This window comes from Roseivivax halodurans JCM 10272 (assembly GCF_000521785.1).
In the GTDB taxonomy this organism is placed as follows: Bacteria; Pseudomonadota; Alphaproteobacteria; order Rhodobacterales; family Rhodobacteraceae; genus Roseivivax; species Roseivivax halodurans.
The window spans coordinates 52,751-78,522 of sequence record NZ_JALZ01000014.1 but is presented as its reverse complement, the minus strand read 5'-3'; the positions used below and the strand labels follow the sequence as shown (position 1 = coordinate 78,522).

Sequence of the window (25,772 nt, the reverse complement as noted above, 5' to 3'; positions counted from 1 at the left end):
GACCTCACTCCTCCACCGTCAGATAGCCGTCGTCGTCGAGATCGGCGCGCCCTGCAGGCTTGGTTCTGGCCTTCTCCGGCGCCGCGGAGAACGTGTTCTCCCTTACGGCGTCCTCCTCGAGCATCTCGCTCTGGCGGCGCCCGGGTTCGCGCAGAAGGTCGAGAGTGGTCTTCGGCAGCGACAAGGCCGCCTTGCCGAGCACGTAGGCGAGGCCGGCGACGAGCGTGCTGCTCCGCGGGACGACCTTGCGGAAGAATTCCCACCGGGAGCTGTCGCCGTAGACGATGACCGCGGTGAGGCGGCTTGCGTCCACCATCTGCTCCGCGGAGATCCCGAGTTCCAGAAGGAGACCGTCGGGATCGCTGCGGACCTCGTTCACGGTGACGTTCAGGGGCGTTTGCAGCGCTGGCGATTTAGGCAGGACCGGAGAGAGCTTGCCCCGCATCGGGGCGGCACCCTCGGAGCCTGGGGCGAGACCTTTCGGCAGCGCGCCGGCAGCCAGCCGCGCCTGGATGACCGTCGGGCTCGCCGAGATGATGGTCGTTTCGAGATCAGCCGCGTCGTCGTCGGCGCCCGGGATGTGCAGCCGCGCCGGGACAAAGACGGCCGTGCGCGGCCGGACGAGCCGCGCCGGGCGTTCGAACACCGCGCGGAGGGCAAGCGCGGCCAGCAGGAAGTTGTAGACGTTCCAGGCCGCGACGATCTGCACGACGGTGCGGTCGCCGGGAAACGCGATGTACCGGGCGACCGCCGCGACGATGCCGGCCAGCAAGAGCCCGGTCAGAACCATGAGCGGCATCGCGATCGGCGACATGAACGCCCGGTCGAGCGTGTCGTCCTTGGCGGTCACCTTGAACGAGGCGCCCCGCGGGTGGCGGACCGTCTCGATCAGCGCGGCGAAGAGGTAGGGCGTCTGCGCGATCTCGTAGACTTCAGATATCTGGGGCCAGCGGACGTTCGCGAAGAGCGCGTTCTGCACCATGAAGCCGATCAGAAGGTAGGGCAGGATGTAGCCGAGCACCTCGGCCGGATTCACGACGAAGATCTGCAGTCCGAAGAAGAGATAGATGAGCGGGCTGACGAGGAAGATCGTGCGGATCAGCGGGAAGAGCCAGAAGCTCATGGAATTGAGATAGCAGAGGCGCTTGCCGATCGTCAGACCGCTGCGGAAGACCGGGTTCTTCAGTATCAGCATCTGGATCATGCCGGTGGCCCAGCGTCCGCGCTGCTGGATGAACGACGCGAAGGTCTCGGGCTGGAGCCCGGCGATCATCGCGTAATCTAGATACATGCTCTCCCAGCCGCGGGCGTGGATGTCGAGCGCCGTCTCGGCGTCCTCGGTGATGGTCTCGCCCGAGATGCCTCCGACCTCGTCGAGGGCGCTGCGTCTCAGCAGCGCGGCCGAGCCGCAGAAGAACGCGCCGCCGAGCCGGTCGAGCCCCCGGTGGATCTGGCCGTAGAACATCTCGTTTTCGGAGGGGCAGGTCTCCTTGAAGCCGAGATTGCGCTCGATCGGATCGCGGTTGGTGAAGAAGTGGGGCGTCTGGACGAGAAAGAGGCGAGGGTTCTCCGTAAAGTACCCGACCGTCCGGGCGAGGAAATCGCGGGTCGGAACGTGGTCCGCGTCGAGAACGAGGACAAGCTCGCCGTCGAGCGTCTTGAGCGCCTCGTTGAGGTTGCCCGCCTTGGCGTGCTCGTTTCGCGCCCGGGTCGTGTAGACCACGTCGAGCTCCGCGCAGAGCTTCTGCAGGCGTGCGCGCCGCTCTCTTGCCTGGCGGGCGATCTCCGGATCCGCGTGCGCGCAGCGCTGGTCGGTGCCGCCGTCGTCGCAGAGCACGACGGTCTTCTTGTCGGCGGGGTAGGTGACGTTCTTCGCGGCAGCGAGCGTGACGGCGAGGAGGTCGTCGGGCTCGTTGTAGGACGGCACGAGGATGTCGACGCGCGGCGCGTCGCGGAGCTTGACCTTCGGCGGCGGAGGGTTCTCGACCGGATCGCCGGTCACGAGGGCGGTCAGGAAGAACAGACCGACGGTGAAGGTCTCCGCCCCGAAAAGCACCAGCGCCGCGGCCAGCGACAGCGGGCTGTCGGTCGAGGGCAGCGTTTCGAGGAGGCGCCAGAGCCAGTAGCGGAGCACGAAGACGCTCGCGAGCGCGAGCACAAAGAAGCGCACCAGCGCGTTGGAGGTCACGAACGGCTTGAGGACGTAGATGACGGCGCAGGTGGTCAGCGCCATGAGGCCCTGCGCGACGATGGATGTCGGAACCGAGGCAAGGAACAGGACCGGCACCATCAGTGCGATCCAGATTATCGCCAGTCCCCATGTAGCGAAACGCGTCATCTCGGTCTCATCTCACGGATTGGGCGCGGCGAGCGGCGACAGCATGCGTGGCGCGCCGGTGCCTGCTGCGGTGGACCCGAACCCGACGCTTTCCGGAAGGGCAGGGACAAGCGCCGTCTCTGCGTCGCCGCGCACGCAGTTGCGCAGCATCATGTCGATCGTGGCGTCGCCCGCGGTGACGATGCGCGACGTGTTGTCGAGGCGCCGGAAGGCCAACACGCAAGTCAGCCCCGCATCGTTCGTCCATGTCGCCCAGCTGAGGACCCCGACGGAATCGGTTCGCGAGCGGAGCAGAAGGTCATCGAATTCCGGGAAGGGCGGGGGCGTTCCGCCGTTTGCGTAAACGAGGTCGAGAGGCATGAACCGGCCGACGCTGGCGCCACCCGTGTCTCGTGCGCGCAGCAGGACGAAGTTGTCGCCCGACACGGACGTGACGTTCGGCAGAAGGATGCGCTGTTCCGTGACCGGGCCGAGCGCGCGTTCGAGAACCATGTCGATCTCCGGCGCGGAGACCCACGCATCCGACGGTCCTCGCTGCACCTGAGGGGCGCGATCCAGCGCATCCCGGAATTCGCTAGTGGTTCGCGGAAAGGTGCCGCACGAGGCGAGCATGGCGAGCGCAAGGAGCGCCGGAATACCGAAACTGTGACGGCGGTTCTTCAGGGCCTGCCTCACTTTTTTTGCCTCGTGTGCCGCTGTTTGGTCGCGACCTCGCAGCCGCTAGGCCGCATTAACGGCCTGCACCAGACATCGCCCGGCTGTCCACCGTTTCGACAAACGCTCGCATATGAGAAACGGAAAGCGTTGCCCCACGAGCGCAATCTCGGAATTCCCACCAGAGCCCGGATCGCCCGAATGATCAACCATGACACGTGTGGGTCTCAATCATGCAATTAATGCGGCAAAGCGCCATGAAGTTGCCCCAAAAATGCCGACATGTGCCTTAATGAAGGCCAATTTTGGGCAATCCGCCTCGATACGAAATCTTCAAATCCGGTCTGACAGCTCTATTTTCCCGCGGGAAAGTGCTTCGGGCAGGTGACCACAGAAAGTGGAGTAAGGTATGTTAAAGAGTGAAACGGAACGCGAAAAGCGCAAGAACACGCATCGTCGGCGGCGATCCCAGGTCATTGAATATATCGTCGGCGCCGTAATCCTGATTTGGGTGATCCAGAAAGTCGCGACGGCGATGTAAATTTTAGAGGGCCTCGCGGGGCAGGCCGCTCCGCTTGGCCCCGAGCGGCACCTTGCCGGGTATCGGCAGGACACCTGGATCATTCCGGACGCTGCGGGCCGGGCCGGAGGCCTCCGGCCCGGCAATCTTGTTTGGCCTGTTCACTGCAAAGCGCCGGGCGATGTGCGTCGGCGCGTTGGCCCGGCCGGGTCCTTTCGCGCCGCGGCGGACGCCGGCCGGGCCCAACGCTGATCGCGTCAGCGTTCAGTCCCCGGTCGCCGGAATCTGCAAGCCCACCTCGACCGCGGGGCGGGCTTCGAACCGCTCCACGTATGCCGGCACGTTCTTGAGGTCGTCGAACTTCACCATGTCCTTGGCTTCATAGAAGTCGAGCGCGCGGATCCATGGGGCGATCGCGATGTCGGCGATGGAATATTCGCCAGCGATCCAGTCCTGACCCTCGAGTTCGCAATCGAGCACCTTCAGCAGGCGCTGCGCCTCGCCGATATAGCGCTCGCGCGGACGGGGATCCTCGATGTCCTTGCCGCCGAGCTTCACGAAGAAACCGAGCTGGCCGAACATCGGTCCGACGCCGCCCATCTGCCACATCAGCCACTGGATGATGTGGGCGCGTTGGGTCGGTGAGGAGCCGAGGAAGCGGCCCGTCTTCTCGGCGAGATAGATGAGGATCGCCCCGGACTCGAAGAGACCGACCGGCGCGCCGTCCGGACCTTCGGGATCGATGATCGCGGGGATCTTGTTGTTGGGGCTGAGCGACAGGAACTCCCGGCTCTTGACGTATTCGTCGCCGAGAGGGACGAGGTGCGCCTCGTAGGGCAGGCCCGTCTCCTCGAGCATGATGGAGGCCTTCACGCCGTTCGGCGTCGGATAGGCGTAGAGCTGGATGCGGCCGGGGTCCTGCGGCACCCAGCGTTCGGTGATCGGGAAGTCGGAAAGGTCGGCCATGGGCTGCTCCGGTCGGATGCTGATGTCCGGGGCGAGGTAGGGCGCCGCCATTCAAATCGACAGGGGCGGATCTGCACAGGAGCCCTGCGACCATGGTAAAGGCCTGTTTGCGGCCCGGGCGGGGCCGCCAACGACTCAGAGGACAGTATCATGATCCAGGAATTCCGCGACTTCATCGCCAAGGGCAACGTCATGGACATGGCGGTCGGCATCATTGTCGGCGCAGCCTTCACGGCCATCGTTTCCTCGCTCGTGGCGGACATCATCAACCCGGTGATCGGGATCTTCACCGGCGGTATCGACTTTTCGGGCTGGTTCTACGTGCTCGGTTCGGCGCCGGAGGACGGCTTTGCCAGCGTCGCCGCCGCGCAAAGCGCAGGCGCCGCGGTCTTTGCGGTGGGCAACTTCCTGATGGCGGTGATCAATTTCTTCATCGTGGCGTTTGTCGTCTTCCTCCTCGTGAAGATGGTGAACCGGGTGAAGTCGGCGGCGGAAAAGCCTGACGATGTCGCTCCGGATGTGAAATCGGGCCCCTCAGAACTCGACATCCTGATCGAGATCCGGGACGCGCTGAGGAAATAACCAAGGCGGCGGAAAGGTGCTTGGCAGCGGGGACGCGACGGCCTAGGGACACGCCTCCGTAAGATGGAGACGCGTATGGGACCCGCAACCCGGCTCGCTCTTGCCTCGCTTGTCGTGGGGCTTGTTGTCTTCGCGATCAAGTTCGCCGCATGGAACGTGACCGGATCGGTCGCGCTCCTGTCGGACGCGCTCGAGAGCATCGTGAACGTCGGTACCGCGCTGATGGCGATCTGGGCGGTGAGGGTGGCGGCTCGGCCGCCCGACGCCGATCATCCTTTCGGCCATCACAAGGCCGAGGTGCTCTCCGCGGTCGCCGAGGGCATCCTGATCGTCGTCGCGGCGTTGTTCATCCTGACCGAGGTCGCCTCGAGCCTCCGCGATCTGACTGTGCCGAATGCGCCCTGGGCGGGGATCGGCCTCAACCTTCTGGCCGGGGCGCTGAACGGGGGCTGGGCCTCGGTTTTGATCCGGCGCGGGCGACAGCTGCGCTCGCCGGCGCTTTCCGCGGACGGACATCATCTCGCGGCGGACGTCGTCACCAGCGTCGGCGTCGCGGGGGGCGTCGCGGCGGCCGTGCTGACGGGATGGGCGTGGCTCGACCCGGCGCTCGCCGCGTGCGTTGCCTTCTATATCTTGTGGTCCGGAGGGAAGGTCATCTGGGCCTCGGCCTCGGGTCTGTTGGACGAGAGCGTTCCCGAGGAAGAGATCGTGGCGATCAAGCGCGTGATCGCGGCCCGGGGCGAGGGCGCAGTCGAGGCCCATGACATCCGCACCCGCCATGCGGGGCAGGCGAGGTTCGTCGAGTTCCACCTGGTCGTGCCGGGAAAGATGAGCGTCGACCTTGCGCACGGGATCTGTGACCGGATCGAGGCGGGTCTGAAATCGGAACTGCCGGATGCGCGGATCACGATCCACGTCGAACCCGAGCACAAGGCGCACCAGGTCGGCGCGCTGGCAATCTAGCGGATCTCGTCGAGATAGGCCCGCACCGCCGCCTGCACGTGGCGGAACCGGTCCCCACCGAGATGCTTGCCGCCGAACCAGCGGGTCACGATCACCACGTGGTTTTGGAGCTCCTCGCGTTCGAGCATGCGCAGGATGACCATGCCGGCCCCGGATTCGCCGTCGTCGTCCTTGACCGGTCCCTCGGGCAGGAGCGCGGCCCAGGTATTGTGGGTCGCCTTGGCGAAGGCCTTGCGGCGCTTCAGTTCCTTGACGAGCGCCTTGGCCTCGCCGCGGGAGGCGGCCGGCCCGCCGGCGGCGGCATATTTCGACCCGCGGTCGGAAAAGAGGTTGTCGAGGACCAGAAGCGCCATGCCGGGACGAGGTGCCCCGGCATGGGTGCAAGGTCAAGCGGCCTTCAGAACCACCTGCGGGGAGGTCACGTCGATGCCGAGCGCGCGGCCGACGGCGTAGTAGGTCAGCTTGCCGGCGTGGACGTTGAGGCCGTTCAGGAGGTTCGGATCGTCGGCGCAGGCTTGCCTCCAGCCCTTGTCGGCAAGCTCGAGCATGAAGGGCAGGGTGGCGTTGCCGAGCGCGAGCGTCGAGGTGCGCGCGACGGCCCCGGGCATGTTGGCGACGCAGTAATGCATGATCCCGTCGACCTCGTAGATCGGATCCTGGTGCGTCGTCGCCTTGGATGTCTCGAAGCAGCCGCCCTGGTCGATCGCCACGTCAACGAGTGCCGCGCCGGGCTTCATGCTCTTGAGATCCGCGCGGCTGACGAGCTTGGGCGCGGCGGCGCCGGGGATCAGCACCGCGCCGATCACCATGTCGGCGGCGCGCACCTGTTCGGCCATGTTCGCCTTGGAGGAGTAGAGCGTCTTGAACTCGCCGCGGAACATGTCGTCGAGCTGCTTGAGGCGGGTCAGGGACCGGTCGAGCACGGTGACATCCGCGCCCATGCCGGAGGCGACGCGGGCCGCATGGGTGCCGACCACGCCGCCGCCAATGACGCAGACGCGCGCCGGCGTGACGCCCGGCACGCCGCCCATGAGAACGCCGCGGCCGCCATTGGCCTTCTGCAGCGTCCACGCGCCCATCTGAGGCGCGAGCTTGCCCGCGACCTCGGACATCGGGGACAGGAGCGGCAGTCCGCCGCGCTCGTCGGTCACCGTCTCGTACGCGATGCAGGTCGCGCCCGATTGCATCAGCTCCTTGGTCTGTTCGGGATCGGGTGCAAGGTGGAGGTAGGTGAAGAGGATCTGCCCCTCGCGCAGCATCTTGCGCTCGGGAGATTGCGGCTCCTTCACCTTCACGATCATGTCGGCCTCGGCGAAGACCTCTTCGGCGCTGCTCGCGATCCGGGCGCCGGCGGCTTCGTAGTCGGCGTCCTCGAACCCGGCTCCGGCGCCTGCGCCGGTCTGGATCAGCACGGCGTGTCCATGCGCGACGGCCTCGGCGGCGGCGGCGGGCGTCACGCCGACGCGGAACTCCTGCGGCTTGATCTCGGTGGGGCATCCGATCTTCATGGCGAACCTCCTCTCGGCTTCTGACATTCAAGATGGCGCTGCCGGCTTGCAATTTCCCGGCAAAATTGCTCCGCTGTTAGCGGAAAACATCGAACGTTCTGCGGCAAGGAGCGCGTCATGCGAAAGGATTCTGCGCGAAGTGCGCTCGACGAGACGGATCTGCGGATTCTGCGCGTGCTGCAGAAGAGGGGGCGCATCTCGAACGCCGATCTTGCCGAGGCAGCGCATCTGTCGGCCTCGGCCTGCCATCGCCGGGTGCATCGGCTTGAAGCCGAGGGCTACATCTCGGGCTACGTGGCGCTCCTCGATCACCGCAAGTTCCGCCTGCCCACGACGGTGATCGTCGAGATCACCCTCTCGGGCCAGTCCGACGAGGTGCTCGACGCCTTCGAGACGGCGGTGCGGCGCGTGCCCGACGTGCTCGAATGCCACCTGATGGCTGGATCGGCCGACTACCTCCTCAAGGTGGTGGCCGAGGATACCGAGGACTTCGCCCGCATCCACCGCCAGTATCTCACGCGCCTTCCGAACGTCACGCAGATGCAGTCGAGTTTCGCTTTGAGGACAGTGTTTTCGACGACCGCCCTGCCTGTTTGAGTGGACTTCCGCCGGTTCCGGTCCACTTCGGTCAAATATCCGCGACACATCGTCACTAAAAAACGACAAACAGGGACATGTCATGCATGACAAGATGAACCAGGAGTCGCTCCTGTTCTTCCCGAAGGTGAACCGCCGCGTCTTCGGCGTTTCGGCCATCCTCATCATCGCTTTCATAATCTTCGGCGGGCTGTTTTCCGAGACGGCCGGGACCGTGTTCAGCTCGGCGCAGGCCTGGCTCGCCAATACGTTCGGCTGGGCCATGATCATCCTGGTGAACGTGCTGCTTCTGGCGGTGATCTGGCTCGCCTTCGGGCGGTTCGGCGACATCCGGCTTGGGCGCATGACGGAGGAGCCCGCCTACGATCTCTTCTCCTGGACCGCGATGCTGTTCTCGGCAGGGATCGGCATCGGCCTGATCTACTGGGGGGCCGCGGAGCCGCTCTACCATTTCTTCGCGCCGCCCGTGGGCGACGCCGAAACCGAGGCGGCGGCCCGGCAGGCCATGACGCTCTCGTTCCTGCACTGGGGCTTCCATGCCTGGGCGATCTACGCGATCGTCGCGCTTGCGCTTGCCTATTTCCACTTCCGCAAGGGGCTGCCGCTGACGATCCGCTCGGCGCTCTATCCGCTGCTGGGCGAGAAGATCTTCGGGTTCTGGGGCGACGTCGTCGACATCCTCGCCGTCTTCGGTACGATGTTCGGCATCGTCACGTCGCTCGGCCTCGGGGCCATGCAGATCAACTCGGGCCTCGGGACCGTCTTCGGGATCGGGCAATCGCCGGTGGTTCAGATCATCATCATCGCGGTCATCACGGCGATGGCGACGATGTCGGTGGTCGCGGGTCTCGACGGCGGCATCAAGCGGCTCTCGAACCTCAACATCATCCTCAGTGCCGTCTTCCTCGCCTTCATGCTGATCGTCGGCCCGACGCTCTTCATCTTCGACACCTTCGTGCAGAGCTACGGCGCCTATGTCCGCGATCTCGTGGAATGGGGCACCTGGGCCGAGGCGTGGCAGGAGGACGGCACCTGGCAGAATTCCTGGACCATCTTCTACTGGGCCTGGTGGGTCAGCTGGGCGCCGTTCGTGGGCGTGTTCGTCGCGCGCATCAGCCGCGGCCGGACGATCCGCGAGTTCCTGATCGGCGTCATGCTCCTGCCGGCCTCGATCATGTTCTTCTGGTTCTGCGCCTTCGGCGGCACGGCCCTCAAGATCTCGCTCGACGGCGATACCAGCCTCGTGGAAGCCACAAAGGAAAGCTACGGCGACGCGATGTTCGCCCTGCTCGACTTCTTCCCGGCCTCGGATCTCATGTCCGGCTTCGCGATCATCCTGATCGTGCTGTGGTTCGTGACCTCCTCCGACTCGGGCTCCTTCGTGATCGACATGCTCACGGCGGGCGGGGACCCGGATCCCCCGAAAGTCCAGCGGATCTTCTGGGCGATCTCCGAGGGCGCGGTCGCGTCGGTCCTTTTGCTGGCTGGCGGTCTCTCGGCCCTTCAGGCGGCGGCGGTCGTCGCGGGCTTCCCCTTCGCCATCGTGGTGGTGCTGATCCTTGTCGGGCTGGTGAAGGCGCTCTCCTGGGATCCGCTGATGATCTACCGGCACAACAAGGCTTACCGCAACGACGAGGAGGCGGATCACGCGATGCCGAACGAGCTTCCCGGCGAGCTCTACGGAACCGATCCGACCCCGCCTCCGCGGCCCGATCCCGCACCGAATCCGGCGGAATGATCTGAGATACACCCAAGCCCGAAACGCCCCGCCCCACCGGCGGGGCGTCTCATGTCAGAGCCTTGCGCTTGCCCCCGTCCCGCGCAAGTCTGCGGCGGCGCAAAAGGGGAGGGGTGCATGGAGAGCGACTACGTCATCGTCGGGGCCGGAACCGCGGGCTGCGTTCTCGCGCGCCGCCTGAGCGACGCAGGCCACAGCGTCACGCTGCTCGAGGCCGGGGGACGCGACAATTACCACTGGGTCCACATCCCGATGGGCTATCTCTACTGCATCGGCAATCCCCGCACCGACTGGATGTTTCGCACGCGCGAGGAGCCGGGCCTGCACGGCCGCTCGCTCGTCTATCCGCGCGGCCGCATCCTCGGCGGCTCCTCCTCGATCAACGGCATGCTCTACATCCGCGGCCAGGCCGCGGATTACGATGGCTGGCGGCAGAGGGGCCTTGCGGGCTGGGGCTGGGACGACGTGCGACCCTATTTCCTGCGCTCCGAGGATTACGTCGGCGGCGCCTCCGAGCACCACGGCGCGGGCGGTCCGTGGCGGATCGAGAACCAGCGGCTCAAATGGAAGGTTCTCGACGATTTCGCCGACGCGGCCGAGGCCGCCGGCATCCCCAAGGTCGACGACTTCAACACCGGCGACAACGAGGGTGTGAGCTACTTCCGGGTGAGCCAGAAGAACGGCTGGCGCATGAGCATGGCGAAAGCCTTCCTGCGCGGGGCCGACAAGACGCGGCTCCGGATCGAGACGAACGCGCAGGTCTCCCGCATCGAGCTCTCGGAGGGCCGCGCGACGGGTGTGACCTTCACCCGCGGCGGCAAGAGCGTCACCGCGCATGCGCGCGCCGAGGTCATCCTCTGTGCCGGTGCGATCGGCTCGCCGCACCTGTTGCAGCTTTCGGGGATCGGCCCGGGGGAATGGCTGTCCGAGCAGGGGATCGCGACGCGGCGGGACGTGCCGGCCATCGGCAGGAACCTTCAGGACCATCTGCAATTGCGCTGCTCCTGGCGGCTTGGAAACGCGAAGACGCTGAACGAGCTCGCCAGCACGCTCTTCGGCAAGGCCCGGATCGGGCTCGAATACGCGCTCTTCCGGTCGGGGCCGATGTCCATGGCGCCCTCGCAGCTCGGCGCATTTGCGAAGTCCCGCCCCGACGTCGCGACGGCCGATCTCGAATACCATGTCCAGCCGCTGTCGCTCGCGGCTTTCGGTCAGCCGCTCGACACCTTTCCCGCGATCACCGCGAGCGTTTGCCACCTGCGCCCGGAAAGCCGCGGAACGGTGCGCCTCACGTCGGCCGACCCCGGCGCCGCACCGGAGATCGCGCCGAATTACCTCTCGACCGAAGGCGATCGCCGCACGGCCGCGGACGCCATCCGCCTCACCCGCCGGATCATGTCGCAGCACGCCATGGCCCGCTACGCGCCGGAGGAGGTGAAGCCGGGGACGGATGCGCAATCCGACGAGGAGCTCGCCCGGGCGGCCGGCGCCATCGGCACGACGATCTTCCACCCGGTCGGCACTGTGCGCATGGGCATGGACGACGGCGCGCCGCTCGATGCAGAGCTGCGCCTGCGCGGCGTCGCGGGCCTGCGGGTCGTCGATGCGAGCGTCATGCCGACGATCACCAGCGGCAACACGAACGCCCCGACCGCGATGATCGCGGAAAAGGCCGCGGACCTCATCGCGGCCGCGGCCAAACACTGAGCATCCCCACTTCTTCTTGGAAGAAATACTCGGGAGAGCGCGAGAGGCAGAGCCTCTCGCACCCCCTCGGGGTCAGGACGTCCCCTTCGCCGGGGAGTCCGCCTTCCAGGCCTTCGGAAAGAAGATTACGTAGAGGACCGGCGCCGCGAACAGCGTCAGGATCGACGCGAAGCCCAGCCCGCCCATGATCGTCACCGCCATCGAGGCGAAGAACGCGTCCCACAGGAGGGGCGTCATCCCGAGGATCGTCGTGCCCGCCGCGAGCACCACCGGTCTCAGGCGCGAGGTCGAGGCGCGGACCACAGCCTCGCGGAAGGGCACGCCCTCGGCCCGGGTAAGGTCGATCTCCTCGACCAGAACGATGCCGTTCTTGATCAGCATGCCCGACAGCGACAGCAGGCCCAGGAGAGCGGTGAAGGAGAACGGCAGCCCGGTGCCCAAGAGACCGATCGCCACGCCGTTCACCGACATCGGCACCAGCAGCCAGATGATCAGCGGCTGGCGCAGCTTGCCGAAGAGCAGCACCGAGATGATCACCATGATCAGCAGCGAGACGGGGAGCTGCTGCCCGAGGCTTTCCTGCGCCTCGGTCGAGCTTTCGTATTCGCCGCCCCATTCGAGCTGGTAGCCCTCGGGCAGGGTCATCGCCTCGATGGTGCCGCGGATCTCGGCGAAGACTTCCATCGCGTTGACGCCGGGGGGCACGCCCGCTTCGACCGCGATGGTCGGTACGCGGTTGCGGCGCTGGTAGAGCGTGTCGTGCACCTCGTAGCCGAAGCCGTCGACGAGCCGCTCGAGCGGCACGTAGGTGCCCGCGGGCTCGGACCAGACGGGGCGGTCGATCAGATGGTCCGCCCCGGTGCGCCCGGCATCGGGATCGCGTACGACGATCGGAATCAGCCGGTCGTCCTCGCGATAGGTGCCGGCGCGGGTGCCGTCGGTGGCGAGCGCCAGCGCGTCGGCAACGTCCTCGCGCGCGACCCCCGCCGTCTGCGCACGTTCGGCGGCGTAGAGCGGCGTCAGCACCATCTCGCGCTCGCGCCAGTCAGTGCGCAGGTCGATGAGCCGGTCCGAGGCCTCGGACATGCGGGACGAGGCTTCCTCGGCGAGGGCGCGCAAGACGTTCGGATCGCTGCCCGAGAACCGCACCGCGATCGGAGCACCGCCGCCCGGGCCGAAGGCCAGACGTTCGGTGCGGAACTCGCCCTGGGGCAGGGCGCTGCGGCCGAACTCCTCGAGCCGGTCGCGGAGCGGGGGGATCTGCTCGAGCGTCGAGGTGCGGATGATGAGATGCCCGTAAGTGGGCAGCGCCTCCTCGGGGGCGTAGGTCAGCATGAAGCGCGACGCGCCGCCGCCGACGAAGGTCGCGACCGACGCCACCTCGTCCTGATCGTCGAGCCAGTTCTCCAGCACCTGCATGTCCGCGGCGGTGCGCGAGATGTCGGCGCCCTGCGGCAGCTTGTAATGCACGTAGAAGAGCGGCGTGTTGCTGTCGGGGAAGAACTGCTGCTTCACCTGGCCGAAGCCGATGTAGCAGACCACGGTGATGCCGATCAGTGCAACCACCACCAGCCAGCGCAGCCTGAGCGCGAGGCGCAGGGTGGCGGCATACGCGCGAAACACCGGGCCGTTATAGGCGCCGCCCTCCGCGACGCCGCCGCGCTTGAAGAAGTAATGCGCAAGGAGCGGTGTCGCGGTGATCGCCAGCACCCAGGAGAGCAGCAGCGAGATGCCGATCACGGCGAAGAGCGAGAACAGGAACTCGCCCGTCGCATCGGGGCTGAGGCCGATCCCGGCGAAGGCCATGATGCCGATGACGGTCGCGCCGAGCAGCGGGATCTGCGTCTTGCCGGCGACGTCCGAGGCGGCCTCGCGCGAGGATTTGCCCTCGGCCATGTCACCCTGCATGCCCTCGGCCACGACGATGGCGTTGTCGACGAGCATGCCCATCGCGATGATCAGGGCGCCGAGGGAGATGCGCTGCAGCTCGATCCCGAACATCGCCATGAAGAAGACCGTGCCGACCACGGTCAGCAGCAGCGTCGCCCCCACCACGACCGCCGCGCGCCAGCCCATGAAGAGGGCGAGCACGACCACCACGATGGCGACGGACATGGCGAGGTTGACGAGGAACCCGGTCGAGGCCTCGTCGACCACCACATGCTGCTGGTAGATCGGGTGAAGCTCGACGCCGAAGGGGATGTCGTTGAAGATCTGGTCGAAGCGCTCGTCCACCCGGCGGCCCACATCGACGATGTTGAGGTCCTGCTTGCCCGAGACGCCGAGCGTGAACGCCTCCGCGCCGTTGAAGCGGATGATCTCCTGCGGATCGTCGACCCGGCCGCGGTGCACGTTCGCGATGTCGGCGAGGTCGATGACCTCGCCGCTCGCGCCGATGGTGAGGTTGCGGATCTCCTCGACGGAATCCGAGCCCTGGGGCGGCGCGATGCGGATGCTCTGACCGCTCTGATCGACCGATCCCGCCGGCGTCACCGTGTCGGCTGTCGATATGGCGTTCAGAAGGGCGCTCGGAGGGATGCCGATATTGGCACTGATGGCGGTCTCGGGCTCGACGAAGATCGCCTCTTCGGGCAGCCCGGCAAGCGCCACGTCCGCAACGCCGTCGACGGCCAGAAGCTCGCGGCGCATGTAATTGGCGAGCTCGTGTGTCTCGGCGTCGGTGAATCCCGGCGTCGTGACGGCGTAGAAGAGCCCGTAGACGTCGCCGAAACTGTCGTTGACGATCGATTGCCGGGCGCCCTCGGGTAGCTCGCCCTGCGCGTCGTTCACGCGGTTGCGCAGCTTGTCCCAGATCTGCGGCAGCTCGGTGCCGTCGAAGGTGTCCTCGATCTCCACCTCGACGCGGCTGACGCCCGGCTTGTTCGACGAGGTGATCGTGTCGACCTCGGACATCTGCTGGATCGCGCTTTCGAGCGGCTCGGACACCTCGCGCGCGACCTCCTCGGCAGAGGCGCCGGGATATTGCGTGAGGACGATGGCGTTCTTGATGGTGAAGGCCGGGTCTTCGAGCCGGCCGATGGTCGAAAAGCCCCAGAGCCCGCCGAGAAGGCAGCCGATCATCAGAAGCCAGGTGATGAGGGCGCGGTCGATGGCGCCGCGTGCGATCTGCATGCCGTTACTCCCCGACGCCCTTGAAGCGGCGGACGGTCTGACCGTCCTCGAGCTGGCTGACCCCGGTCATGACGATCTCGGTCCCGGTCTCGGGGCCGTCGGTCATGGCGATGCGCCCGTCGGGGCGCGCCTCGATCGACACCGGCCTGCGCGCCACGGTTCCGATCTCGGGGTTCTCCTCCGAGGGCTCGAACACCAGCACGGACGGATTGCGCTCGGGATCGTAGAGCAGCGCGGTTTCGGGGATCAGGATGCCCGAGGAGCCGCCGAGCGGAGAGACCACGGTCACGGTGGTCGAGGCTCCGGGCAGGACCCATTCGCCCGGATCCTCGGTGAAGGCGAGGGTCAGACGGAAGGTCTGGCCCACATCCGAGCTCTCGGCCTCGAACTCCCGGGGCTTGAGCTCGAAGCTGTCGTCGCGTTCCGGGAACGTGGCGGTGATCTCGACGTTCGAGCCGCCGGCGGCGCGGCGGAAGAGGACCTCAGGAACGTCGATGGCGACGCGCTTCTCGCTCATGTCGTGCAGGCGGACGACGGGGGTGCCCGCGGAGACCGTCGAGAAGTTCGCTGTCATCCGTCTGGCGACAAGCGCATCGAACGGGGCGGCGAGCGTCGCGTCCTCGAGCTGGCTTTCGGAGTTCTCGACCGCGATCTCGGCCAGGCGGACCTGCGTGCGGGCGTTCTCGACCTGCACCTCGGAGGCGGCGTTGCCCTCGAGCTGCCGCAGGCGCGCAAGGTCGCGCTCGGCCTTGTCGAGATTCACCCGGGCCTCGGCGAGCTGCCGCTCGAACGGGTCGAGATCGAGCTGCGCCACAAGATCGCCCGCGGGAATGGAACTGCCCTCTTCCGCCGGAAACGTCACGATCTGTCCGCCGACCTGAAAGGCGAGGTCCACGGTCTCCTTGGCGCGGACGCGGCCGTAGAAGCGGCGCGCGATCGTGTCCGCCCCGCCGTCGAGGGTCATGAGCTTGGCCGGACGTGGCGGGCGGTCGGGGCTCTGCGCGGTCTCGTCCTGCGCGACCGCGAGGATCGGCACAAGGAGGAGCGGCAGCGAAAGGACAAGGCGGCGGATCATGAGGAGGCTCCGTCAGGCGAGAGACATTGGCCTTTGCGGCCGTAGAGGGAGAAGGTGGCGAAGTGTCCGGCCATCACGTCGGGGGGCGGCCTGTCGGGGCCGAGGCTGATCCAGTAGCGCAGGAGCCCCAGGAACGCGCCTGCGAAGTAGTGCGCCTGGACCTCCTGGACAGTGGCGGACAGCGACCTGCTGCCGTCGGGATCGCCGTGTTCGAGAAAGCGCGACACAAGGGCGGCAAGCCGGCGTTCCGTGTCCGTCGCAGCGCTCCCGAGCAGCAGGGCTCCAAGGCGGGGATCCTCCGCATCGAGATCGGTCAGAACCGACGTCACGTGGCGGTGCAGCTTGTCCGGGATCTCGCCCGGAGCGGTATCGGCGAAGGTCGCGGCGTGCCGGCGGGCCATCTCGTCCAGCAATCCGTCGAGATATTCGTCGAGCATGGCCGAGATGCTGCCGTAATGGGTGTAGAAGGTCTGGCGTGTGACGCCCGCCTTCCGGGCCAATGTCTCGACCGAAACGTCCTCCGGCGACGACTCGCGCATGAGATCGCGCAGAGCCTTCTGCAGACGGAGACGAGAACGGAGGCGGCGCTTGTCCATCGTCCTCATCTGGCAGATAATTGACACTTGTCAATGAAGTCACGAGAACGTGTCGCGCGCGACGCTATCCGGGGCATTGCGGCGCGGGGCGCCTGAACGCCTACCGGTCGGAGGCCCCCCGGCTCCGCCGCCAGCCGGTTTTCAGTCGCGGAGCTCGTCCGGTGCCACGCCCCAGAGCGCGGTCTTGCGGGTCCAGCCGGAATGGCCCGCCGCCTCGAGTTCGCACCATGCTTCAAGGCATTCGCCGAGCCGGGCGATGACCCCGAGGCCGAGCTTCGCGACCACCTGCGCACCTTCGGCGGGACGGGTGTAGAGCGGCAGCATGTCCTCCTCGACGAGCACGGTCCGGACCCCCGAGAGGAGCGAGTAATGCACCCAGCCACCTGCGCCGTCGCGGTCGCGCACCCGGCGCCAGTGGCCGTATTCGGCGGTCACCTCGAGCGGCATGTCGCGGCGCATATAGACCCAGTCGATGCGGTGGGTGAGCGACGGTCCGCGCCGGACGTTGCCCTCCGAGGCCTTCATCGACACGAAGCGCGGCAGCGGGAGGTTGGTGACCGGGCCCCGCTCGGCCGCCTGGGCGGGCGCGAGGCCGGCGAGGACCAAGGCCAGCGCCCATCCCCATCGTCTCATGATCATGACGTTTTCCGTCCTGCTCGTTTTATCCCGGCCGGGGTTCTTGTGCCCCGATCCGTCTTGGGACACTGTGCGCCGAAACAATGTTGCTTTGAAGATCGGGGGACCGAGGGATGCCATCAAAGCGCCTGAGTGTTGTCGTCACGCGACGCCTGCCCCAGGTCGTCGAGACGCGGTTGAAGGAACTCTTCGACGTCACGCTCAACGAAGACGACACGCCGATGAGCCGGGGGCAGCTGCTCGATGCGATGCAGAATGCCGACGTCCTGGTGCCGACGCTCACCGACACCATCGATGCCGGGCTGATCGGTCAGGCGGGCGAGCGGCTCAAGCTGATCGCGAATTATGGTGCAGGTGTGGACCACATCGACGTGGACACCGCAAGGACCCGCGGGATCCTGGTCTCGAACACGCCGGGCGTCGTGACCGAGGATACCGCCGACATGGTCATGGCCCTGATGCTGGGCGTGACGCGGCGCATCCCCGAAGGCCTCGCGACGATGCAGGACGGCGCCTGGACCGGCTGGGCGCCGACGGCGTATCTCGGCCATCGCATCGGCGGCAAGCGGCTCGGGATCCTCGGCATGGGCCGGATCGGGCAGGCGGTGGCGCGCCGCGCCAGGGCCTTCGGGATGCAGGTGCATTACCACAACCGCCGGCGTCTGCGCGAAGAGACCGAGAGCGCGCTGGAGGCGACTTACTGGGACAGTCTCGACCAGATGCTCGCCCGCATGGACGTGGTGTCGGTGAACTGCCCGCACACACCGGCGACCTTCCATCTTCTCAATGCGCGGCGGCTGCGGCTGATGAAGCCGGAGGCGGTGATCGTGAACACCTCCCGCGGCGAGGTGATCGACGAGAACGCGCTGATCCGCCGGCTGCAGGCAAGCGATCTCGCCGGGGCAGGCCTCGACGTCTACGAGCGCGGGACGGACGTGAACCCGGAGCTTCGGGCGCTGAAGAACGTGGTGCTGCTGCCGCATATGGGCTCGGCGACGCATGAAGGACGGACCGAGATGGGCGAGAAGGTCCTGATCAACGTCAAGACCTTCGCCGACGGGCATCGTCCGCCGGATCAGGTGCTGCCGTCCATGCTGTGATGAGCCTGCGCCGGACACTGGCCGCTCTTGTGCTCGCGCTGGCGGCGGTGCTGTCGCTGTCGGTCGAGAACCCCGCGGTGAGCGGCGCCGAACGCGCGGCCAGCCGCATCGCCGTGGCGGCGGGCGCCGTCTACGTCTCGCTTCGTGCCATCAACGCGACGCTTTCGGTCGCGCAGGAGATCGAGGTTGGCGGCTCGATGGTGGCGTCGGTCAATGCCCAGCCGATCAAGGTGCTCGAGCCGGTCGACGACACGGTCGAGCGCGTGGCGGCGGCGGTCTTTGCCGTCTCGGTGGTAGCCGCAACGCTGTCGGTTGCGGTCGGACCGCTCGGCGTGCTCGGCGCGGGGCTGCTGCTGGCCGCTCTCGTGCCCTGGTTCATCGCGCCGCGCGGGGGGCGGGTCGGCATGCTGCTCGACCGCGCGGTGGTCGCGGGCGCGGCGCTCGCCTTCGTCCTGCCGCTGCTCTTCTGGTCCGGCGCCGGGATGGCCGACAGGCTCACCGAGACGCGGTTGACGGAGGCGCGGGCGGAGCTTGCCGAGATCGCGGACCGGGCGCGCGGCATCACCCCGGAAGAGCCGCAGGCCCTGCCCGAGGAGGATGGCTCGTGGTTCTCCGATCTCGGCGGCGACAGCATCGGCGATGTCTGGGACGGGATCGCAGCCTATCGCGACAGCGTGGGGTATTTCCTCTCGGAGGCGGACACGATCCTTTCCGCGTCACTGACGGTGATCGGTCTTCTGCTCTTGCGCACCCTGATCCTGCCGCTCGCCATCGTCGGCGTCGCGCTCTGGGTGATGCGGAGACGGCGCGCCTGAGGACGCGCCGCCCTCTCGGTCAGCCGACGTCCTTGTAGCTGATCTCGCGGGCGTCGGCGCCGGGTCCGGTCTTTTCGCGGCGCACGAGCAGGCGGTTCAGCGCGTTGATATAGGCGCGGGCCGAGGCGACAACGGTATCGGTGTCGGCAGACTGCCCCGTGGCGATCATGCCGTCCTCCTCGAGCCGCACGCTGACCGTCGCCTGCGCGTCGGTGCCTTCCGTCACTGCGTGCACCTGGTAGAGCTGCAGATGCGCGTTGGTCTCGTGCAGGGCGCGGACCGCCTTGAAGCTCGCATCCACCGGTCCGTCGCCCTCGCAGGTGGCCGAGTGTTCCGCGCCGTCGATCTCCATCTCGATCTCGGCGCGCGCCGGGCCCCCGGTGCCGCAGGTGACGCTGAGATTCAGGAGCTGCAGCCGGTCGGCCATCCCGTCAGTCGTGGTCGCCGTCACGAGCGCGAGGATGTCCTCGTCGTAGACCTCCTTCTTGCGGTCGGCGAGTTCCTTGAACCGCACGAAGAGATCCTTGAGCTGGTTGTCCCCTACCTCGACGCCGAGATCCTTCAGCTTGGCGCGCAGCGCGGCGCGGCCCGAATGCTTGCCCATGACGAGGTTGGTCGCGGCGAGGCCCACATCCTCGGGGCGCATGATCTCGAAGGTCTCGGCGTTCTTGAGCATGCCGTCCTGGTGGATGCCGCTCTCGTGGGCGAAGGCGTTCTTGCCCACGATCGCCTTGTTGAACTGCACCGGGAAGCCCGAGACCGTCGCGACGCGGCGCGAGATGTGCATGATCTTCCTGGTGTCGATGCCGGTCTCGTACGGCAGGATGTCCCCGCGCGTGCGCAGCGCCATCACCACCTCCTCGAGCGCGGTGTTGCCCGCGCGCTCACCGAGGCCGTTGATCGTGCATTCGATCTGGCGCGCGCCGCCCTCGACCGCGGCGAGGCTGTTGGCCGTCGCCATGCCGAGGTCGTTGTGGCAATGCGTGGCGAAGACGATCTCGTCCGCGCCCGGCACCGTCGCGATCAGCCGCCGGATGAGGTCGGCGCTCTCGTTGGGCGCGGTGTAGCCCACCGTGTCGGGGATGTTGATCGTCGTGGCACCCGCCTTGATCGCGATCTCGACCACGCGGCAGAGGTAATCCCACTCGGTGCGCGTCGCGTCCATAGGCGACCATTGCACGTTGTCGCAGAGATTGCGGGCATGGGTCACGGTCTGCTCGATCCGCTCGGCCATCTGGTCCTTGTCGAGGTTGGGGATGGCCCGGTGCAGCGGCGAGGTGCCGATGAAGGTGTGGATGCGCGGGCGCTCCGCGTGTTTCACGGCCTCCCAGCAGCGGTCGATATCGGTCGGGTTGGCGCGGGCCAGCCCGCAGATCACCGCCTGCTTGGAGCGTTCGGCGATCTCCTTCACCGCACGGAAATCGCCCTCGGAGGCGACCGGGAAGCCCGCTTCGATGATGTCGACGCCCATGTCGTCGAGAAGCTCGGCGATCTCCAGCTTCTCGGCGTGGGTCATGGTGGCGCCGGGCGATTGCTCGCCGTCGCGCAGCGTGGTGTCGAAGATCAGCACGCGGTCCTTGGGTCTATCGGTCATGGCTCGGGTCTCGGAATTTTGGTTGCTTCTCGGAATGGCTCTCTCGGCGCGGGCTCCCTGTCCTCTGAGCGGTCGCGCCGAGAAGGCCGCGCTCAGAGGCGGGTAAGGAGAAGCAGGCCGAGCGGAAGCGCCGCCGAAGGGCGGACGCGCGTCGCGATATGGGCCAAGCTGGTCATGGCCGCGACTATACGCGTCACTTCGTGAAAGAAAACCCCGCTTGACGCGGTTTTTTCTTGCCAAGGCGGCGCCCGCATGGTTCGAGACGGGTCATGACCGGCAACACCACGATCCGACGAGGCCGCTGAGCCTTTCCCCTCCGCCGCCCGGCCCGGGCGCGCGGTGCGTTGCCCGTCACCCCTCCCATCCCATGTTGACTATATGAACGGCCCTTGGCACCTCTTGGGCTCTTGTCGCGAAGGAGCGATCCGATGATCCCGTCCGTCCTGCCCACCTACAACCGCGCCCCGTTGAGCTTCACGCATGGGGAAGGCTCCTGGCTGGTCGAGGCGGATGGTCGACGCTTTCTCGACATGGGGGCCGGCATCGCGGTGAACGCGCTCGGCCATGCGCATCCCGCACTGACCAGGGCGCTGACCGAACAGGCCGGCAAGCTCTGGCACGTCTCGAACCTCTACCAGATCCCGGAGCAGGAGGCGCTGGCGGACCGGCTGGTCGAGGCGACCTTCGCCGATACGGTGTTCTTCACCAATTCCGGCACCGAGGCTTGCGAGCTTGCGGTCAAGATGGCGCGCAAGTACTGGTCCGAGAAGGGGCATCCCGAGAAGACCGACATCGTCACTTTCTCGGGCAGCTTCCACGGCCGCTCCAGCGCCGCGATCGCCGCCGCGGGATCGGAGAAGATGGTCAAGGGCTTCGGCCCGGTCCTGCCCGGCTTCACCCATGTCGACTGGGGCGATCACGAGGGCATCCGCGACGCCGTCACCGAGACCACGGGCGCGATCCTTCTCGAGCCCATTCAGGGCGAGGGCGGCATCCGCACGATGCCCGATCACTGCCTTCAAGGCTTCCGCCAGCTCTGCGACGAGAAGGGGCTCCTGCTGATCCTCGACGAGGTGCAGTGCGGCATGGGCCGGACCGGCAAGCTCTTCGCCCACGAATGGGCCGGGATCACGCCCGACATCATGATGGTCGCCAAGGGCATCGGCGGCGGCTTCCCCCTCGGCGCGGTCCTCGCGACCGAGGAGGCCGCCTCGGGCATGACGGCGGGCACGCACGGCTCGACCTACGGTGGCAACCCGCTCGGCTGCGCGGTCGGGCTCGAGGTGATGAAGCATGTCGCCGATGCGGACTTCCTCTCCGAGGTGCGCCGCAAGGCCGGAGCGCTGCGACAGCGGCTCGAGAGCATCGTCGCGACGCATTACGACGTCTTCGAAGAGGTCCGTGGCCACGGCCTGATGCTCGGCCTCAAATGCGTCGTGCCCAACACCGACGTGGTGCAGGCCTGCTACGAGCACGAGCTCATCGCTGTGCCGGCCGGAGACAACGTGGTGCGCCTGCTGCCGCCGCTCACCCTCACCGACGAGGACATCGCGGAGGCGGTGCACCGCCTCGACCGCACCGCCACCGCCGTCTCGCTGAAATCAAAGGCCCCGGCCTGATCTTCTTCTTGGCAAAAATACTCCGCGGATCCGGGGGCTGGCCCCCGGATCCGCTACCGACAAAAAGCATAAACCGATGAACCACTTCCTCGACATCCACAAGACAGACCCGTCCGACCTCGAAGCGATCCTGACGCAGGCGTCGGCGATGAAGGCGGCGCGGAACGGCGCGCCCAAGGCGACGCCCGACGCCGAGCAGCCGCTGAAGAACCACATGGTCGCGCTGATCTTCGAGAAGCCGTCGACCCGTACGCGCGTCTCCTTCGACGTGGGCGTGCGCCAGATGGGCGGCGAGACCATGGTGCTGTCAGGCGCCGACATGCAGCTCGGTCACGGCGAGACCATCGCCGACACCGCGCGCGTCCTCAGCCGCTACGTCGACATGATCATGATCCGCACCTTCGACGAGAGCGTTCTGACCGAGATGGCGGAATACGCCTCCGTCCCGGTGATCAACGGGCTGACCGACCGCTCGCATCCCTGCCAGATCATGGCGGACCTGCAGACCTACCGGGAGCATCGCGGCCCGATCCAGGGCCGCAAGGTGGTGTGGTCCGGCGACGGCAACAATGTCTGCGCCTCGTGGCTGCACGCGGCGGCGCAGATGGGGTTCGACTTCACCTTCACCGGGCCGGTGCAGCTCGATCCGGAGATGGAGTTCGTCGGTCATGCCCGCCAGAAGGGCGTCGACGTGACCATCGAGCGCGATCCGATGAAGGCGGTGGAGGGCGCGGACCTCATCATCACCGACACCTGGGTGTCGATGCACGATGCGCAATCGGCGCGCGAGCGGCGGCACAACATGCTGCGGCCCTATCAGGTGAACGCCAAGCTCATGGAGCGCGCCAAGCCCGACGCGCTCTTCATGCATTGCCTGCCCGCACACCGGGAAGAGGAAGTCACGAGCGAAGTGATGGACGGGCCCCATTCGGTCATCTGGGACGAGGCCGAGAATCGCCTGCACGCCCAGAAGGCCATCATGCGCTGGTGCCTCAACGCCTGAGCCCGAGTGGCAGGCACCGCCTGTCCTCCGGAAGCCGGGTGCCCGGCTTACCTATCATGCCTGCGCGGGAGCGAGACCATGGACAAACTGCCCATCGAAGAGGCGTTGCCCGATCTGCTCGCCGCGATGCGCGAACGGGGGCGTGCGGTGCTCCAGGCGCCGCCCGGCGCGGGCAAGACCACCCGCGTGCCGCTGGCGCTGCTCGAGGCGGGGCTCGTGGAGGGCACGCTCGTCATGCTCGAGCCCCGGCGGCTGGCGGCGCGGGCGGCGGCGGAGCGCATGGCGGAGACGCTCGGCGAGCGCGTCGGCGAGACCGTCGGCTACCGCATCCGCGGCGAGGCCAAGGTCGGGCCGCAAACGCGGATCGAGGTCGTCACCGAAGGCATCCTGACGCGCCGCCTGCAATCGGATCCCGAGCTTTCGGGAGTCGGGACGGTGATCTTCGACGAGATCCACGAACGTTCGCTCAACGCCGATCTCGGTCTTGCGCTCTGCCTCGAGATCGCCGGCGCGCTGCGCGAGGATCTGAGACTCCTCGCGATGTCGGCGACGCTCGAGGCGGGGCCGGTTGCCACGCTTATGGATGCGCCGGTCGTCACCTCCGAAGGCCGCGCCTATCCGGTGGAGACACGCTGGCTGGAGGCGCCGCTGGCGAAGCGCCAGCGCTACGAGGACGCGGTCGCGGATCTGGTCGCGCAGGCCGTCCGCGAGACGGACGGCGGCGTGCTCGTCTTCCTGCCCGGGGAGGGCGAGATCCGGAATGTCGCCTCGCGCCTGGCGGGACGCCTGCCGAAGGAGTGCCATGTGCGGCCGCTCTTCGGCGCGATGGAGATGGGCGACCAGCGCGCGGCGATCCGGCCCGAGACGCAGGGACGCAAGGTGGTGCTGTCGACCTCGATCGCCGAGACCTCGCTGACGATCGAGGACATCCGGGTCGTCGTCGATGGTGGCAAGGCGCGGCGGGCGCGGTTCGATCCGTCTTCGGGCATGTCGCGGCTGGTGACCGAGAAGGTGACCCGCGCCGAGGCGACGCAGCGCGCGGGCCGCGCGGGCCGCGTCGCGCCGGGCGTCGCCTACCGGCTCTGGACGCGCGGCGAGGAGGGGGCGCTCGCCGCCCACCCCCCGGCCGAGATCGAGGCCGCGGACCTTGCCGCCCTCGCGCTCGAGCTGGCGCTCTGGGGGGCGGCGCCGGCCGATCTTCCGTTCCTGACGCCGCCGCCCGAGGGCGCGTTCCGCGAGGCGCAGGCGCTACTGCAGATGCTGGGCGCGCTCGACATTCAGGGGCTCGTGACGCCCCATGGCAGGAGCCTAGCCGGTCTGCCCCTGCATCCGCGCCTCGCGCACATGCTTGCGATCGCGGGGCCCGACGCTGCGCCGCTTGCGGCGCTCCTTTCGGACCGCGACCCGCTGAAGCGCGCGCCGTCGGATCTGCGGCTGCGGCTCGAGGCGCTGAGGGACGCCAAGAGGTTCCTCGCCGAGCGTCCGCACGAGATCCGGCAGGCCGCGCTGCACCGCATCCGCGACGAGGCGAAGCGCCTGCGCAAGGCGGCGCCCAAGGGCGCGGCGCGCGATCTCAGCCCCGGAGCGCTCGCCGCGCTGGCCTATCCCGACCGGATCGGCCTGCGCCGCAAGGGTGATGCGCCGCGCTACATCCTGTCGGGCGGCAAGGGCGCGATCACCGCGGCCGACGATCCGCTGGGCGCGACGCGGCTCATCGTGGCGACGGATCTCGACGGCGATCCGCGCGAGGCCCGGATCCGGCAGGCGGCGCGGCTCGAGGAGGTGGAGCTGCGCGAGCTCTACGGCGACCGCATCACCTGGGAGGATGTCTGCGAATGGTCGCGGCGCGAGCGCCGGGTGGTCGCGCGCCAGCAGGAGCGGTTCGGGGCGCTTGTGCTCGACGACCGGCTCTGGAAGGACGTGCCGCCGGACGCCGTCGCCGCCGCCATGCTCGAGGGCGTGCGCGAGCTCGGGCTGAAGCTCTCGCCGAAGGCGGAGCGGTTCGCCGCACGGGTGGCGCTTGCCCGAGCCGATGGCCACGAGCTTCCCGACATGTCCGAGGCAGCGCTCATGGCGACGCTCGAGGACTGGCTGCTGCCGTTTCTCTCGGGCGTGAAGAGCGCCGAGGAGTGGAAACGGTTCGACCTCGTCCCGGCGCTCGAAGCGCGGCTCGACTTTCCGCAGAAACAGGCGCTCGACGCCGCCGTGCCCGGAGCGTTCACGACACCGCTCGGCCGGCAGATCCCGATCGACTATACCGGCGAGGCGCCGGAGATATCGCTGCGCCTGCAGGAGATGTTCGGCCAGCGCATCCATCCGACCGTCGGTGGCGTGCCGCTGCGGGTGACGCTCCTGTCGCCCGCGAACCGTCCCGTGCAGACGACGACCGACCTGCCGGGGTTCTGGCAAGGCTCCTACGCCGATGTCCGCAAGGACATGAGGGCGCGCTACCCCAAGCATCCCTGGCCGGAAGACCCGCGCGAGGAGGACCCCACCCTGCGCGTCAAGCGGCGGAGCTAGGGCGGCCGGACCCGCGATCCGCGCCCGAGCGAGGGCTCTGCCCTCGCGCTCCCGGGATATTTCCGTCAAGAAGAAGCGGCATGCGGTGTGGACATGGGGCCGGGCCGAT

The 25,772-nt window shown here is 67.6% G+C and carries 20 protein-coding genes; 10 read left to right on the top strand and 10 right to left on the bottom strand.

Annotated elements, in window-relative coordinates; all coding sequences use genetic code 11:
* Window positions 1-4 precede the first annotated feature (4 nt).
* From bcsA to OCH239_RS13515, 3 genes are all read right to left on the bottom strand, one after another.
* On the bottom strand, window positions 5-2,338 hold the full coding sequence (bcsA, locus tag OCH239_RS13530) for a UDP-forming cellulose synthase catalytic subunit (RefSeq protein WP_051489468.1): 2,334 nt from the start codon (window positions 2,336-2,338) through the stop codon (window positions 5-7).
* Between the two features lie 12 nt (window positions 2,339-2,350).
* Entirely contained in the window at window positions 2,351-3,013 is a 663-nt protein-coding gene (locus OCH239_RS13525; RefSeq protein WP_037263638.1) for a hypothetical protein, read from the bottom strand.
* Between the two features lie 763 nt (window positions 3,014-3,776).
* Window positions 3,777-4,478, bottom strand: a complete 702-nt coding sequence (locus OCH239_RS13515) for a glutathione S-transferase family protein (RefSeq protein ID WP_037263632.1) — start codon at window positions 4,476-4,478, stop codon at window positions 3,777-3,779.
* Between the two features lie 150 nt (window positions 4,479-4,628).
* Between OCH239_RS13515 and mscL the strand changes: the two genes are divergently transcribed.
* Together mscL and OCH239_RS13505 are read left to right on the top strand one after the other, a co-directional pair.
* Complete coding sequence (gene mscL, locus OCH239_RS13510) at window positions 4,629-5,060, top strand: large conductance mechanosensitive channel protein MscL (RefSeq protein ID WP_037263628.1); 432 nt, start codon at window positions 4,629-4,631, stop codon at window positions 5,058-5,060.
* A 75-nt stretch (window positions 5,061-5,135) separates the two neighbouring features.
* Window positions 5,136-6,023 (top strand): cation diffusion facilitator family transporter, encoded by an 888-nt coding sequence (locus OCH239_RS13505; protein WP_037263625.1) that lies wholly within the window; start codon window positions 5,136-5,138, stop codon window positions 6,021-6,023.
* On the opposite strand, the gene OCH239_RS13500 is transcribed toward OCH239_RS13505, so the two are convergent.
* On the bottom strand, window positions 6,020-6,376 hold the full coding sequence (locus OCH239_RS13500) for a YigZ family protein (protein ID WP_037263621.1): 357 nt from the start codon (window positions 6,374-6,376) through the stop codon (window positions 6,020-6,022). The two genes, OCH239_RS13505 and OCH239_RS13500, sit on opposite strands and share 4 nt — an antisense overlap.
* Window positions 6,377-6,409: 33 nt before the next feature.
* Window positions 6,410-7,531 (bottom strand): alanine dehydrogenase, encoded by a 1,122-nt coding sequence (gene ald / locus OCH239_RS13495; RefSeq protein ID WP_037263618.1) that lies wholly within the window; start codon window positions 7,529-7,531, stop codon window positions 6,410-6,412.
* A gap of 117 nt (window positions 7,532-7,648) precedes the next feature.
* Here ald and OCH239_RS13490 point away from each other — a divergent pair, with 117 nt between their 5' ends.
* From OCH239_RS13490 to OCH239_RS13480, 3 genes are all read left to right on the top strand, one after another.
* Window positions 7,649-8,128, top strand: coding sequence for an Lrp/AsnC family transcriptional regulator (locus tag OCH239_RS13490; protein ID WP_037263615.1), 480 nt, complete (start codon window positions 7,649-7,651; stop codon window positions 8,126-8,128).
* Between the two features lie 82 nt (window positions 8,129-8,210).
* Window positions 8,211-9,866, top strand: a complete 1,656-nt coding sequence (locus OCH239_RS13485) for a BCCT family transporter (RefSeq protein WP_037263613.1) — start codon at window positions 8,211-8,213, stop codon at window positions 9,864-9,866.
* Between the two features lie 117 nt (window positions 9,867-9,983).
* On the top strand, window positions 9,984-11,573 hold the full coding sequence (locus OCH239_RS13480) for a GMC family oxidoreductase (RefSeq protein ID WP_037263611.1): 1,590 nt from the start codon (window positions 9,984-9,986) through the stop codon (window positions 11,571-11,573).
* A gap of 72 nt (window positions 11,574-11,645) precedes the next feature.
* Here the strand turns inward: OCH239_RS13480 and OCH239_RS13475 are convergent, their stop codons facing one another.
* The 4 genes from OCH239_RS13475 to OCH239_RS13460 all read right to left on the bottom strand — a co-directional run bounded on the left by OCH239_RS13475 (window position 11,646) and on the right by OCH239_RS13460 (window position 17,009).
* The gene (locus tag OCH239_RS13475) at window positions 11,646-14,705 is read right to left on the bottom strand and encodes an efflux RND transporter permease subunit (protein ID WP_037263608.1); all 3,060 of its coding nucleotides are present in this window, start codon (window positions 14,703-14,705) and stop codon (window positions 11,646-11,648) included.
* A 4-nt stretch (window positions 14,706-14,709) separates the two neighbouring features.
* Window positions 14,710-15,780 (bottom strand): efflux RND transporter periplasmic adaptor subunit, encoded by a 1,071-nt coding sequence (locus OCH239_RS13470; RefSeq protein WP_037263604.1) that lies wholly within the window; start codon window positions 15,778-15,780, stop codon window positions 14,710-14,712.
* Entirely contained in the window at window positions 15,777-16,376 is a 600-nt protein-coding gene (locus tag OCH239_RS13465) for a TetR/AcrR family transcriptional regulator (RefSeq protein ID WP_037263601.1), read from the bottom strand. Before OCH239_RS13465 ends, OCH239_RS13470 begins: the two co-directional genes overlap by 4 nt.
* Window positions 16,377-16,517: 141 nt before the next feature.
* On the bottom strand, window positions 16,518-17,009 hold the full coding sequence (locus tag OCH239_RS13460; protein WP_051489472.1) for an SH3 domain-containing protein: 492 nt from the start codon (window positions 17,007-17,009) through the stop codon (window positions 16,518-16,520).
* Window positions 17,010-17,125: 116 nt separating this feature from the next.
* Here OCH239_RS13460 and OCH239_RS13455 point away from each other — a divergent pair, with 116 nt between their 5' ends.
* A complete protein-coding gene (locus tag OCH239_RS13455) occupies window positions 17,126-18,112 on the top strand; it encodes a 2-hydroxyacid dehydrogenase (RefSeq protein ID WP_037263595.1) in 987 nt (328 codons plus the stop codon).
* On the top strand, window positions 18,112-18,927 hold the full coding sequence (locus tag OCH239_RS13450; RefSeq protein ID WP_037263592.1) for a hypothetical protein: 816 nt from the start codon (window positions 18,112-18,114) through the stop codon (window positions 18,925-18,927). The genes OCH239_RS13455 and OCH239_RS13450 overlap by 1 nt, the downstream gene beginning before the upstream one ends.
* A 19-nt stretch (window positions 18,928-18,946) precedes the next feature.
* On the opposite strand, the gene OCH239_RS13445 is transcribed toward OCH239_RS13450, so the two are convergent.
* On the bottom strand, window positions 18,947-20,521 hold the full coding sequence (locus tag OCH239_RS13445) for a 2-isopropylmalate synthase (RefSeq protein WP_037263591.1): 1,575 nt from the start codon (window positions 20,519-20,521) through the stop codon (window positions 18,947-18,949).
* 428 nt (window positions 20,522-20,949) lie between these two features.
* Between OCH239_RS13445 and OCH239_RS13440 the strand changes: the two genes are divergently transcribed.
* The 3 genes from OCH239_RS13440 to hrpB all read left to right on the top strand — a co-directional run bounded on the left by OCH239_RS13440 (window position 20,950) and on the right by hrpB (window position 25,663).
* A complete protein-coding gene (locus OCH239_RS13440; protein ID WP_037263589.1) occupies window positions 20,950-22,140 on the top strand; it encodes an aspartate aminotransferase family protein in 1,191 nt (396 codons plus the stop codon).
* Between the two features lie 76 nt (window positions 22,141-22,216).
* Window positions 22,217-23,143 carry an ornithine carbamoyltransferase gene (gene argF, locus OCH239_RS13435; protein WP_037263587.1) on the top strand — a complete coding sequence of 309 codons (927 nt, stop codon included), beginning with the start codon at window positions 22,217-22,219 and terminating at the stop codon, window positions 23,141-23,143.
* Window positions 23,144-23,221: 78 nt separating this feature from the next.
* On the top strand, window positions 23,222-25,663 hold the full coding sequence (hrpB, locus tag OCH239_RS13430) for an ATP-dependent helicase HrpB (protein WP_037263585.1): 2,442 nt from the start codon (window positions 23,222-23,224) through the stop codon (window positions 25,661-25,663).
* The last annotated feature ends 109 nt before the right edge of the window (window positions 25,664-25,772 follow it).